Below are 12,927 nucleotides of genomic sequence, written 5' to 3'. Positions count from 1 at the left end.
CCCCGTCTTAAACAGTAGCTTGTTTTATTTTTGTTTTATCCTTCCATAAACTCCACCTCCACCAACTTCAATAAATAATTCTCCTTTTCTAGCCTGATCAATTGTTTGAGCAATTTTTTTAGGTACTATTCCTTCTAGGTCAGTAAGTGACGTATTATGGAGAATATTCATTTCCGTTCCAAAAGCGTGTAACAACCGTTCGATTGTTTTTGGTCCAACACCAGGGATGAAATCTAGAGGTACCTGATGTATATAGTTAGGGCGTTTTTTCCCTTTATATGATAAATCAGAAAGCTCTTGAATTCGTGACGAAACGCCCTTTACAAACTGACTACTTCCACAAGTTGGACATATGGTCATTTCTTTTGTAATCGGTTCACCACAATGTGCACATGCTGTTGAATGATATTTACCAAGTAGTGGATTTAGCCCATAGTTTTCAATAATAATTCGTCCTTCATTTTCGTATAATGCAAGCTTTAGCTCTTCAAAGCTTGGTTTTTCTAATTGAATCTTTTGATATTCTCTTGCCAACTTACCAAGGGAATGTGCATCTGAATTTGTCACGAATGTAAATGGCTCTAACTCTCTAATTCTGTTTACCATTTCTGTATCCGAACTTAGCCCAAGCTCAATTGCATCAATCATTGATGGATCAAACACTTCCGTTAAGCTACTAATTACACCTTTTCCATATAAGCTTTTGAATGGTGTGAAAACGTGGGCAGGAATAAAAATACCTCCGAGTTCTTTTACTTTTCGTTGCAATGTAACGCCATCACAATAAATTCTTTGGGAACTCAACTGAATATTTTTTAAGTTGGACCCCATCCATTTCGAAAACTCAGCCATGATAGAAAGAGTCGGAAAATAGGCAAGCACATGAATAGGACCATGGCAATTTGAATCATAAATTTCAATTTCTGAACCAGGAATTAACGTAGTTGTTTTAAACTGTAATCCGCCATCGTCCAGCTCCTGCATTTCCCCCTTATCAATCAAAGCTTCCATCTCTTCAATGACTTCCGGTGAATGGCAATCGATAATCCCTATCATATCAAGCCCTTTTCTTGAGCTTGCTGTCTCTAAAATATTCTTTAATGTAAGATTTCTACTTCCTGTAATTTTGACTGGCTTTCCAGTTTCAGTCCGACCGATATGAATATGTAAATCAGCGAAATATTGCTTCATGTTGATTTGTCACGCCCTTCATTTAGTAAAACGCAATATAAATTAAAGTACCCTAAAACATCACTTTTTTTCATTTATAGCTTAAACACCGTTTAAATTTAACCCCAGATGCACAAAAAACGAAATAATCAAATAAATATTATATACTTATTGAATAGAAGATTTAACACATTCGCCTTTATTTTGGTAAAGACTAAACTTCCTTGTCAGGTCTCTTTACACAATCCAATGAAAAGATGACCATTTTATGTATAAATGATTTATACCAGTAGTTATCACACCTCATCTTAATATAGTCTTCAATTGCAATGAATCATTTTTTTACTTATCATGTGTAGTCTTAAAAATTCATATAGAAAAGGATGAACGCTATGAAGGAGTTTGCATTAGTTTTTCAAGGAACTGCTTTCACAAGTAGATCAACAAAAGAAATAGAAATTTTAAAAGATTATCTATTCTGTATTAATGAAGATGGAATGATAGAAAAATTAGTATCACCTGAAAGTGCTGAATATGAAGAAATTATAAAACAATATGAGTTTAAGGATAGCTTCCATCGATTAGAAAAAGGACAATATTTATTGCCTGGTTTTGTCGACTTACACGTACATGCTCCTCAATGGGCTCAATCAGGAACCGCGCTTGACCTTCCGCTTTATGATTGGTTAAATACGTATACCTTCCCGATTGAGTCCAAGTTTTCAGACATCGAATTCGCAGAAAAGGTTTATGATGATTTAGTTCGAACATTACTTGCTAATGGAACGACAACTGTTTTATATTTTGCGACAGTACATAAAGAAGCAAGTATTTTATTAGCTGAAATATGTGCTAAACAAGGTCAAAGAGGGCTTGTCGGTAAAGTTGTGATGGATAACGTGGACCAATGCCCTCCTGATTATCGAGATAAAGATACTGAAACTGCTTTAAAAGAAACAGAAGAATTTATTATAGCTGTGAAGGATTTAGCCAAATCAACAAAACAAGGAGTTTACCCAGTTGTTACTCCTCGCTTTATTCCAAGCTGTACAGACGAAGCTTTAGAAGGATTAGGGAGATTAGCAGCAAAATATGATACACATATTCAATCTCATTGCAGTGAAAGTGATTGGGAGCACGAGTATGTTATTGACAGATTTAATAAACATGATGCCTTTGCATTAAATGATTTTGGTCTATTACAAGATAAATCCATCATGGCTCATTGTACATTCCTTGCTGATGACGATGCTGAACTATTTGCTGAAACCGGAACAGCTATTAGTCATTGTCCGATATCTAATGTCTTCTTTTCTAACGGTGTGTTACCTGTGGCTCACCTGCATTCAAAAGGTGTGGATATAGGGCTTGGAACAGATATTTCAGGCGGTTTTTCTCCAAGTCTTTTTGATAATGCAAGGCAAGCCGTCATTTCTTCTAGAATGTTAGAAGAAGGAGTTGATCCAAAGCTTCCTAAAGAAACTAGAGGAGTTCCTTCTTCCAGAATCACGATGAATGAAGCCTTCTATCTAGCAACAGCGGGAGGTGGGGATGCTCTAAGCCTTCCTATTGGGAAAATTGAAGAAAACTTCGCATGGGATGTTCAAATCATCGATACATTAATCCCTTCTGCAAAGCTCCCACTATTTAATGAGCGATTAGATGAAGTGTTTGAAAAAATTATGTATCTCTCTAGACCTGAAAATATTCGTGAGGTTTGGGTACAAGGAAACTTAGTTCATAAACGTAATTAAAAAAGAAATGTCCCAATAGTGCAGACTATTTGGGGACATTTTTCACTTTATTTTGTAAATTTATATTCCTTCACAGTTCCTGAATCATAGCGTACTTCTAACTCTACAGAAACGTAGTCCTCCGGTAATCTGAAGGCTGCAATCACCTGACCAGCAACTTCTTCGTCTTTGGAATGCTCATTGAAACTTAACTGCTCAAAATACTCCTCTAAAGTCGTTTTTGCTTCTTCACCAGTTTGTACTATGTTATTTATTTCATCCTCAATTTCTGCTTTAACCTCATTTTGATTTATCTCATAGTCAGCTTCATAGGAAATATCATTTGCATAATCAACGTCTAAATCAAAATCAGTAAAAAGATAGGGCTTATCCCCTTCTCCACCTCCATTATTTGCATTTGTATTCCCTTGAGCTTGATTTGTATTATCTTCATCTTGATTATCTTGATCCTCTAAAGCTCTATTACCAGTTTCCTCATCATCAGCTACATTAGGCTCAGTATTTATCGTCGTATTTGTCTCTTGTTCTTCCGTATTGCACCCCAACAGTAAAATACACAAAAACGGTACTGAGAGTATTAACTTAAATTTCTTCATTTTAGCCACTCCTTTAATACATGTTAATCTCTCATATTTTCCCCATAAGTTTAAATTTTATCCTTTTAAATGTTTTTTAATGAAAAGTACAAATTTCCTAAAAAAAATAAAATTACTTGAAATAATATACGACAATAGCATCATTCGTCGATTTAACGCGTTGAATCATTAAATTTTTTGTTGATTCTGAAAATAAATCACTTTATAATTACTTTACTAAGTTAATAAAATACAACAATAGATTTGAGGAAATAGAAATGAAGGACTTTTTTAGTAAACTATTAAACGGTATGAGTATTGCTATTGTAGTTGCACTTATTCCGAATGCATTACTTGGTGAAATATTAAAATTGATTATTCCACATGCACCTGTATTCCAAGGATTGCTTGATGCAACTGTTATTGTCATGAGTATGTTACCAGTTTTAACTGGGGTGTTAGTTGGAATGCAGTTTAAATTAACACCTATCCAAACAGCTAGTGTTGGAATTGCCACTGTCGTTGGTAGTGGTGCAATTCTTAAAACGGCTGAAGGAGCTTTTACATTGAACGGCATCGGTGTAACTTTAAATGCAGGTATTACAGCTGCCTTAGCTGTATTGTTTGTAAAGCTTGTAGGGGAAGGTTTAAAAGCTTACTCCATTTTACTTATTCCAATGCTTTCAGTATTAATTCCAGGTATGATTGGTTATACCATTTTACCGTATGTAAAAAATGGAGCAAATTATATTGGTGATGGAGTTGCTTTCTTAACAACTTTACAGCCATTATTAATGGGCGCTTTACTAGCGGTTATATTCGGCATATTAATTATGTCTCCTCTATCAACTGTGGGGGTTGCAACTGTTATTATGTTATCTGGAATTGGTTCAGGTGCTGCAAATATTGGAATTGTTGCCGTTGGTATGGGGCTATTCTTAGCTAGCATGAAAGCAAATGCTCTTGGAACAGCTTTAGCTCATGTGTTAGGGTCACCAAAAATTCAAATGCGCAACTTCTTTATGAAGCCTAAAATGGCCTTTCCAATGCTTATTTCGGCAGCTATACTTGGTGCTCTAGCAGGGTTATTAAATGTACAAGGAACTCCATACAGTGCTGGTTTTGGTTTATCTGGTCTTGTAGGGCCACTAAATTATATCAATCTAGCTGAAGGTGGATGGACTGCACAAAATATAGCCATCATGTTGAGCATGTTCCTTATTCTACCTCTTATTCTTAACTTGTTCTTCATTTATATATTCAAGAAGAAGTTGAAAATGATTAAGGATGAGGATTATAAATTAGACTTTGATTAGAAGAATGATAGAGACGAAGGATAACCTTCTAACAGTATCACAAGGATTACTGTTAGAAGGTTTTTCTATTTTAATAGAATAATTTATGATTTGGGAATAAAGGTACTTGTTTGGGGCACTTAGTAGATTGTTTAGGCACTTATTAGCCCTTTTGAGCGGAGTAACATGCTTTGAATCACATAAATTTATTTTGATCACATAGGTAACTATTTGGGGCACTTACTTAATTCATATGAGCACTTAACTCCTCCAGAGCAAAGAAGTATAGGCTAAAACTAAACCCTTGCATTATATTTGCAAGGGTTATTCTCGTATAAAATATTTTTATAATGCCTGTATGATAATATTGTTTTGTTTTAATGTATTATTTACTTTTTGCGCAAATTCTACTGCTTTTATGCCGTCACCGTGAATACATAATGTATCGACTTCTATCGATACCTCTTCTCCAGTTGTGGCAATAACTTTTTTCTCATGAATCATTTTTAAAACCTGATTTAATGCCTCTTCTTCAGTCTTAATTAATGAATTTAGTTCCGTCCTCGGTGTTAATTGTCCACTTCGATTATATGTACGATCAACAAACGCCTCATTTGCGCATCTTAAACCATATCGTTTTGCAACTGCTGTTAGTTGACTTCCTGACAAGCCGTAAAGAATTAAATCTTCATCTATATTTAAAACAGCTTCAACAATTGCTTTTGAATATTGTTCATCTTTTGCTGCCATGTTATAAAGCGCTCCATGTGGCTTAACGTGGTGAAGCTTTCCTCCACTCGCTTTAACAAAAGCATTCAATGCACCTATTTGATATAAAGTTAAATCGTATATTTCCTCTGGATTAATATGCATATTTCTTCTACCGAATCCTTGTAAATCGGGAAATCCTGGGTGAGCACCAATGGCAACACCAGCTTCTAATGCTTTATTTACAGTGTTTTTTATAGTAGTTGGATCACCAGCATGAAATCCACACGCAATATTTACAGATGAAACATATTTCATGATTTCTTCATCATTACCGATTTTGTAATGACCGAAACTTTCACCTAAATCACTATTTAAGTCAATATATAATTGATTTTCCATTTTATTCATCCTTTTCGAATCTTACTGAATCAGTAGTATTTCTTATAGGCTGGTATTCAAATGAAATTCGATTACCGTAACGCAATTGTGCCACTTTCCATAAATCCTCTTCTACCACTTTTCCGACAGTTGGATATCCTCCTACCGTTTGAGCATCAGCCATTAAAATAATTGGTTGTCCATTGGGTGGTATTTGAATTGTGCCAAACATTGTTGGTTCAGACAGTAATTCTTTTTTTACTTTCATCCTCATTAAAGGTCCTTGAAGGTAGTACCCCATACGGTCTCCATTCGTTAACTGATATTCACTTTGAAAGAAATGGTCTACATCTTCTTCTATAAAATACGAGAGATGATAACTAGGGGTAACTCTTACTTTTACGCAATCTGATATATTAGGAATAAATGATTTATATAAACCTGTTCTATATTTTAAAACATCTGGTAGGTCACTTTTTCCATAGAGAATCGTATCCTTTTTAATAACTGTACCTAAATTTGCTTTCAAATATGTTGAGGTACTATTTAGAACAGAGTTTGTATTAAAACCTCCAAGCGCCATTAGATACGCGATTGATCCTTCAGTAGACACATTTAATTCTAAAAGGTCGTCAACATTCAAAATGAAGGTTTTCCAAGGTTCAACTGGCTTTCCGTTTACCGTTGCCTTCATGTCCGCTCCAACTAATACATATTCGTGTTTTGCTAAGGACAAAAAACTTACTCCACCGTAAAAAATCTCTAAAGCTGTAGAATTTTCCTTATTACCTAAAATTTTTTTACCCAACTCGAAAGATAATTGATCCATAGGGCCTGCTGTTGGGATTCCAAATCTTCTATATCGATATCGACCATTATCCTGAAGTGAACTAAAAACTCCTTTCTTGACCACTTTAAGCAATTGTTTCATGTTTATCTCCACTTTCTAGCCAACCATTTGCTAAATTTTTGTATCTATCAAATTCAATATATATTGAGGGTTTTTTTCAACATTTTCTTTAACATTATAGAAATCATCGATTGATATACTTTTAAATGTAATTTGATCTCCTGGTTGGAGTAAAAAAGCAGGGTTTCGATTCACATCAAATAGGTCGATAGGGGTTTTTCCGATAATGTTCCAACCACCTGGTGACGTTACGGGGTAAATACCTGTCTGTCTTCCGCCAATTCCCACACTTCCTTTTTCAACGGATTTCCTCGGTTTATCTAATCTAGGAACAAATAGTTCTTTATTTAAACCACCTAAGTACGGAAAACCCGGTAAAAACCCGATTAAATAGACTTTATATGTTGGTTCACTATGCTTTTTAATAACTTGTTCAGTCGTTAGATTCAATTCTTCCGCTACTCTTTCGAGGTCTAAAGCAAATAGTGCATCATAGCATACAGGTATTGTTACCCTTCTACTTTTAGACGATTGCAACTGAATTTCAAATTTCTTCCATTTGTAAATAATGTCTGTAAGTAATGATTGATCTTGAGCGATTTCTTTGTTAAAGAAAACCGTTACCATATGATAAGTAGGAACGGTTTCCACTATAAGTTTTTTATATTTAATATTTATAAACTGATCAAAAGCTTCTACATGCTGAAAAGTTTCTTCATCTATCTCTTGTCCAAAAATAAATGAAGCGATTTTCTTGTCTTGAATAATAACGGATGGGAACAAACTAGTTCACCTCATCAGTAATCACTTCAAGACTAATTTCAACAGCACGCATCAAATCTGAATGGGACCAGCTAGGTATTTTCCCGTGTTGAATAGCTAATTCGTGTGATGCTGGAATATGGATAAAACCAGATTTATAACTTAATTTATTTACCTTTGCATGATGAAGTGCACTATACATGACATTGTTACATAAATAAGTACCAGCTGTGTTAGAAATTTCAGCAGGGTAACCTTCTTCAATTAAGCGATTTGTTATTTTGCGAACAGGAATCGTAGGAATATAAGCTGTATCCCCAGCTTCTTCAATGAATTCATCTTGCGGTGCATGGTTGTTGTTATCTGCATCGCCATCTTTTACATTTACAGCGATTCTTTCAGGTGTGATTTTATATCTTCCACCAGCAAGCCCCAATGAAACAACAACATCTGGGTTTACTTCATCTATCTTCTCTAGTAAAAGTTTTGCTGACTGTTCAAAATCCACAGGTAGTATCCAGCCTACAATTTCATGACCATTTATGCTATTTCCATTTAATTCTTCTACAATTTTCATCGTTGGATTTACTTTATAATCTAAAAATGGTTCAAAGCCAGTTAACAATATTTTTTTCATCTTGTTCACCTCTTTAGGCTATATTCTTAATGGTCTTTCTCTATAAATCGTATTTCCGTTTCTGTTCACTTTGACCTTTGTTTTGGCAACCGTTTGAATAATTGACAAATTAAATAAATATTGCGCATCAATACATTCTTCTAGCACATCACCATATACTACTTCATCTGCTGCTTCCGAGATAATATCGGCGGCTACCCAATTAGGATAACGTAATATACTAACAGATGAATATGTAGGTGTAACTTCTATAGATTTATAGAAGTTTATATTGCCGTGAACTTCCAAAGGAAACACATTCGGTAACCATTGATGGCCATATTTTGTAAAACGATTTCTCCAATACTCATTTTGTTTCGGTATATTCGTAGAACGATATATTTCATTCATATCACTTACAATTTTATCTAGATTATTTCGAGCTAGTTCCGTCTGTGTATCGAAGGAATATCTTCCGAGTCCGTAAATTTTTGCACTTGGGATAAAATATGAAACTGGGAATCTAGGAGGACTATTATAACCTGCAAATGGTTGAATCCATTCATGTCCCGGTATACCATGGTTATCAACGACAACATCTGGTGCCCAGCGCTTCATTAATTCTGGTAAGACATTTGATTCGCCAAAAATAGTATCTAAATATCTTGTATGTGCATACTCAAAACCAAGAGAATTGTATCTTGCAGCGTGATGTTTCCATTCTGGATGTTCCTTCGTTAGTCGCATTAATAGACTATATCCATCTGGATTTGCCATCGGGATTGTTACAACATTCAACTGTTTTAGTAAATTCGTGTTTGAATCAAGCTCCTCCAATAATTTAAGAACTGCTGGATTGCTTGATACTTCATTTGGATGATGCATTGCTTCGATTAACACTGTTGGTTTAAATAATGTCATTTTTATAGGTGACTCAAATTGCTCACCTGTAGGTAAATATTTTTCAATAGAATCAATCGGTAATCCTCTAAACGAATAATCGATAAATAAATTTTCTCCAATATTACTCTCGGCTTTTTTTATCTTTTCCCACTCTAGCTGTAACTCATCAACATCATACATAGATGTTTCGTTGTTGACTGCAATCTGTACTTTTGATGGTTTACCATCATTAAAGAATAGCTCTTTTGTTTGAACTTCCTTCTTACGATGGTTATTCCATTTGGTTACTTTTACGTTTGCTCTAGGTTTAGTTCCTTGCTCAACATGCATGACAGGTATTACTGCACCAAGTGCTGTATATGGTTTACCCGCTTGCTTATTACCGAGATGGTCAAAATAATCTAACGTATTAAAGTATATATCTTCATAAAGTGCTTCTAGTGATGATGTTCTTTCTTCATCTACACCCAGCTTTTCTTCTTCTTCACTCATCCAAACTTCTACTTGGAGTCCACTAAATAATGGTTCCGTATAACCCATTCCATCCTTAATATCACCAATAGTTTCTACTAATTTTGGTAAAAAAGCTTCTAAATAATAGTTATAAAATCTCTCTCTATCTGTTGGTATTGTAATCACTTTATTTTGCTCTTCGCCACAAACGATACAGCTGGTTGTTGGCGTTGCAAATTTTTCACCATCTACATATGGAACTTTGCTATATACAACATCTAAATAATCAATAAACACACATTCTTCATTATTTAGTACAGCAAATACTTCATATGTATGTTGCTGGTCTTTATTTAGTTCAAAAATGACATTATCCGAATGTATAGATGTTGCTTTTTCAATAATTAAATCAATGGGATAGATTTCTTGAATCCATCGAATTGGTAATTCTAGACTTCCTTCAACGTCATGTTCTTTTACTTTAATAACAACTTGCTTCGTATTTTGAGGTATTTTTTCAATGATTTCTTCTTTTAACCAATGGAAGGCAGGCTTAAATGAAGACCGAACCACTAAATTTTGAATTCCATAGTTCTTTTCCCATTTTTCTTTTAGACAGGTTCTATTAGATAATGGCTCTGATAAATAAATAACAACGTTTTCTTTTTCTTCTTCTGAAAGCATTTTAATATGTTCTTCCGCAATATCGACTTCCGACTGATCTTGCCAATTTTCTTCGATTAAAATGACATTTTCATTTGTTAAATGTGCATAAAGGAATGGTCTTTCCCAGCTACCTAAAACCCCATCTTCCTTCCAGGCCTTTTCATTTGATAACCAATCTATTAGCTGTGCACATTCTTCTTTAGAACCATTAACTTTTATAATATTTTCTTCTAGTACTTTAATAGAGCTCTGACCATTTTCTTCTATGACAAATTGAATATCTGCCATTTCATTATTAGTTAGTGGGAACTTTATCGTTGTACTCACTAATCCTAACCGGGCAACCAACTGACATACCGCTAGAAATAACGATTTGTTCCAATCCAGTTTGCTGTCAATATTCACACTTAAGGGATGTATTGGACTTGCTTCTTGATATTGACCAAAACCTGCTAGAGTCCAAATATCACTTACTCCCCTAATCATTGGTCTTTCTTTTGATTCTTCTGAATCACTCATTTTTAAGCCTAGCTGACTAATATGACGCAGTTGATTCGACAAATCTTCTTCAGATTGGTAATAAATCGATAGAATTTCTGATTCAAAAGTTATTTCAGAATGATTACTTTTTTCGAATGTTAACGTGACCTTTTGATTGTGCTTCTCAAAAAAATTAAAAGATAAAGCTGTTGTTTCTAAGCCCGCCCTAGCTAGAAAATCAAAAAGCCCTATAGGATAAAGATTTTCTGGGAGGTCAATATATAACGAAACGCCATCTGGTATACCATCATCATTTTTGTCTACTAATAATCCATCCAAAGTCCATAAATCTTCCATCACTTTATCACCTACGCTTTTAAGTTTGGATCAAATCGATCTCTTAGCCAATCTCCTAATAAATTAAATCCTAATACTGTTAGCATAATTGCAAACCCTGGGAATACAGTCGTCCACCAAGCTGTTGTAATGTAGTTTCGACTATCTGCTAACATACCACCCCATGATGGAATTGTAGGATCTACCCCTAAACCAAGGAATGTAAGTGAAGCTTCAAGTAAAATAAATTCCGCAATATACGTTGTACTTAAAACTAATATTGATGATAGTACGTTCGGTAATATATGTTTAAAAATAATTCTTCTATGGGATCCGCCTATTGCTTTAGCAGCCTGAACAAATTCTTGTTCTTTAAGGGAAATCACTTGTCCCCTTATTAATCTCGCAAATCCAACCCAATATGTGAGTCCTAAAATAATAACAATTTTCCATATACCAGTACCAAGAACACTCATAATAACAATAGCGAATAAGATAAATGGGAATGCCAACTGGATATCGGCAACTCGCATGATTAAATCATCTAACCATTTACCAAAATATCCTGAAATTAATCCCATAATTGTTCCAATGACTAATGAAATGAATACACCAGCAATCCCTACTATTAAAGAAATTTGGGCTCCGTATATAATTCTGCTTAATAGATCCCTACCTAGTTGGTCGCCACCTAAAAGATAGGTAGATTCCCCAGTAGCATCTAAAAATGATGGTGCGTCTAGTCGATTTGTTAAACTCGCTTCTGTTGGGTCATATGGTGCAATCCATGGAGCGAAAACAGCACAAATAACGCTTAACGCAACTAACAACATTCCAAATACTCCAATTGGATTTGTTCTTATGAACTTAAAGAACCTTGAAACAAATGAAGCTTTCTTTGGTGCATTTGTAACCTTTACTGTTTGTTCCATTTACTATTTCCCCTTTCCTGCTTTAATACGAGGGTCAATTAGTGAATAACTTAAATCGACTAATAAGTTCACGACTACCATGACAAGTGCTAAAAATACAATTCCACCTTGAACAACTGGATAGTCACGTTGATTAATTGCATCGATGATTAATCGACCAATACCTGGCCAAGAAAATACTTGCTCTACTATAACCGTACCACCTAAAAGCGCTCCGAATTGCAAACCAATAAATGTTACTGTCGGTAATAAAGCATTTCTAAATGCATGCTTTAAAATAACCTTCCATTTACTAATTCCCTTAGATTTAGCCGTTCGAATATATTGCTGATTTAATACTTCTAACATGGAGGATCTTACTAATCTAGCTAATACACCTGATAGGATTAAACCTAGTGTGATAGAAGGTAGAATCAGATATGAAAAGCCTTCGAAACCAGATGCAGGTAACCATTGCAGATTAACTGCGAAGATAAGAATAAGCATAAAACCTAGCCAGAAGTTCGGAAATGAAATTCCTATTAAAGAAAATACTCTTCCACCAAAGTCTAAAAATGTATCTCTTTTTACTGCTGAGATAATTCCAACAGGGAATGCAATTAATAATGCAACAAAGATACCACCTAAAGCTAAGACAAATGTCGGCCATGCCCTTTCTAATATAAGTGTCATAACGGGAATACCACTTCTAAATGATTCACCTAAATCAAATGTTAAAAGGCCTTTCATAAATACACCATATTGAACATATAACGGCTTATCTAATCCTAGTTCTTCTGTTAATTGATCGATTGCTTCCTGCGTTGGTTCACCCGCTGAGAACATGACTGCTACTGGATCCCCAGTTAAGCGAATGGAAAAGAAAACTATAATTGAAATAGCGAAAACTACTAACACGGCATGAAAAATTCTTCTAATTATGTAAGATAACAAGCTTTTCACATCCTTACTTTATGGAATAAAAGAGATAGTATGGAAAACCATAC

11 protein-coding genes are annotated in these 12,927 nt (G+C 34.6%); 2 read left to right on the top strand and 9 right to left on the bottom strand.

Going from position 1 to position 12,927, the window contains the following annotated elements; translation table 11 throughout:
* Positions 1-24 precede the first annotated feature (24 nt).
* Positions 25-1,191 (bottom strand): endonuclease Q family protein, encoded by a 1,167-nt coding sequence (locus tag CD30_RS10215; protein ID WP_036176263.1) that lies wholly within the window; start codon positions 1,189-1,191, stop codon positions 25-27.
* Between the two features lie 371 nt (positions 1,192-1,562).
* Between CD30_RS10215 and guaD the strand changes: the two genes are divergently transcribed.
* Complete coding sequence (gene guaD, locus CD30_RS10210; protein ID WP_036176260.1) at positions 1,563-2,924, top strand: guanine deaminase; 1,362 nt, start codon at positions 1,563-1,565, stop codon at positions 2,922-2,924.
* 47 nt (positions 2,925-2,971) lie between these two features.
* On the opposite strand, the gene CD30_RS19485 is transcribed toward guaD, so the two are convergent.
* Complete coding sequence (locus CD30_RS19485) at positions 2,972-3,520, bottom strand: YusW family protein (RefSeq protein ID WP_052126142.1); 549 nt, start codon at positions 3,518-3,520, stop codon at positions 2,972-2,974.
* A gap of 257 nt (positions 3,521-3,777) precedes the next feature.
* Between CD30_RS19485 and CD30_RS10200 the strand changes: the two genes are divergently transcribed.
* The gene (locus CD30_RS10200; RefSeq protein ID WP_036176257.1) at positions 3,778-4,815 is read left to right on the top strand and encodes a PTS transporter subunit IIC; all 1,038 of its coding nucleotides are present in this window, start codon (positions 3,778-3,780) and stop codon (positions 4,813-4,815) included.
* Between the two features lie 324 nt (positions 4,816-5,139).
* Here the strand turns inward: CD30_RS10200 and CD30_RS10195 are convergent, their stop codons facing one another.
* Genes CD30_RS10195 through nikB form a run of 7 tightly spaced genes read right to left on the bottom strand, consistent with a single transcriptional unit; the run spans position 5,140 to position 12,874 of the window.
* Positions 5,140-5,904 (bottom strand): LamB/YcsF family protein, encoded by a 765-nt coding sequence (locus tag CD30_RS10195; protein WP_036176254.1) that lies wholly within the window; start codon positions 5,902-5,904, stop codon positions 5,140-5,142.
* A gap of 1 nt (position 5,905) precedes the next feature.
* Positions 5,906-6,814: a 5-oxoprolinase subunit C family protein gene (locus CD30_RS10190; RefSeq protein ID WP_052126141.1), complete on the bottom strand. Its 909-nt coding sequence runs from the start codon at positions 6,812-6,814 to the stop codon at positions 5,906-5,908.
* Positions 6,815-6,844: 30 nt separating this feature from the next.
* Positions 6,845-7,576 (bottom strand): 5-oxoprolinase subunit PxpB, encoded by a 732-nt coding sequence (gene pxpB / locus CD30_RS10185; protein WP_052126140.1) that lies wholly within the window; start codon positions 7,574-7,576, stop codon positions 6,845-6,847.
* Between the two features lies 1 nt (position 7,577).
* Positions 7,578-8,192 carry a pyroglutamyl-peptidase I gene (gene pcp / locus CD30_RS10180; RefSeq protein WP_036176251.1) on the bottom strand — a complete coding sequence of 205 codons (615 nt, stop codon included), beginning with the start codon at positions 8,190-8,192 and terminating at the stop codon, positions 7,578-7,580.
* An 18-nt stretch (positions 8,193-8,210) separates the two neighbouring features.
* The gene (locus CD30_RS10175) at positions 8,211-11,030 is read right to left on the bottom strand and encodes a M14 family metallopeptidase (protein ID WP_052126139.1); all 2,820 of its coding nucleotides are present in this window, start codon (positions 11,028-11,030) and stop codon (positions 8,211-8,213) included.
* Between the two features lie 11 nt (positions 11,031-11,041).
* Positions 11,042-11,941, bottom strand: coding sequence for an ABC transporter permease (locus CD30_RS10170; RefSeq protein WP_036176248.1), 900 nt, complete (start codon positions 11,939-11,941; stop codon positions 11,042-11,044).
* 3 nt (positions 11,942-11,944) lie between these two features.
* The gene (gene nikB, locus CD30_RS10165; protein ID WP_036176245.1) at positions 11,945-12,874 is read right to left on the bottom strand and encodes a nickel ABC transporter permease; all 930 of its coding nucleotides are present in this window, start codon (positions 12,872-12,874) and stop codon (positions 11,945-11,947) included.
* Positions 12,875-12,927 lie beyond the last annotated feature (53 nt).

Origin of the sequence: Ureibacillus massiliensis 4400831 = CIP 108448 = CCUG 49529 (assembly GCF_000772965.1) — a bacterium.
Taxonomy (GTDB): Bacteria; Bacillota; Bacilli; order Bacillales_A; family Planococcaceae; genus Ureibacillus; species Ureibacillus massiliensis.
The sequence above is the reverse complement of the archived record's forward strand: the minus strand, read 5'-3'. Positions and strand labels throughout refer to the sequence as shown.

Excerpts from the sequence above, each read along its gene's own strand:
- CD30_RS10195 (WP_036176254.1), bottom strand. The coding sequence starts at position 5,904 with ATGGAAAATCAATTATATATTGACTTAAATAGTGATTTAGGTGAAAGT.
- pcp (WP_036176251.1), bottom strand. The coding sequence starts at position 8,192 with ATGAAAAAAATATTGTTAACTGGCTTTGAACCATTTTTAGATTATAAA.
- CD30_RS10170 (WP_036176248.1), bottom strand. The coding sequence starts at position 11,941 with ATGGAACAAACAGTAAAGGTTACAAATGCACCAAAGAAAGCTTCATTT.
- CD30_RS10190 (WP_052126141.1), bottom strand. The coding sequence starts at position 6,814 with ATGAAACAATTGCTTAAAGTGGTCAAGAAAGGAGTTTTTAGTTCACTT.
- CD30_RS10175 (WP_052126139.1), bottom strand. The coding sequence starts at position 11,030 with ATGGAAGATTTATGGACTTTGGATGGATTATTAGTAGACAAAAATGAT.
- CD30_RS10200 (WP_036176257.1), top strand. The coding sequence starts at position 3,778 with ATGAAGGACTTTTTTAGTAAACTATTAAACGGTATGAGTATTGCTATT.
- CD30_RS10215 (WP_036176263.1), bottom strand. The coding sequence starts at position 1,191 with ATGAAGCAATATTTCGCTGATTTACATATTCATATCGGTCGGACTGAA.
- guaD (WP_036176260.1), top strand. The coding sequence starts at position 1,563 with ATGAAGGAGTTTGCATTAGTTTTTCAAGGAACTGCTTTCACAAGTAGA.
- CD30_RS19485 (WP_052126142.1), bottom strand. The coding sequence starts at position 3,520 with ATGAAGAAATTTAAGTTAATACTCTCAGTACCGTTTTTGTGTATTTTA.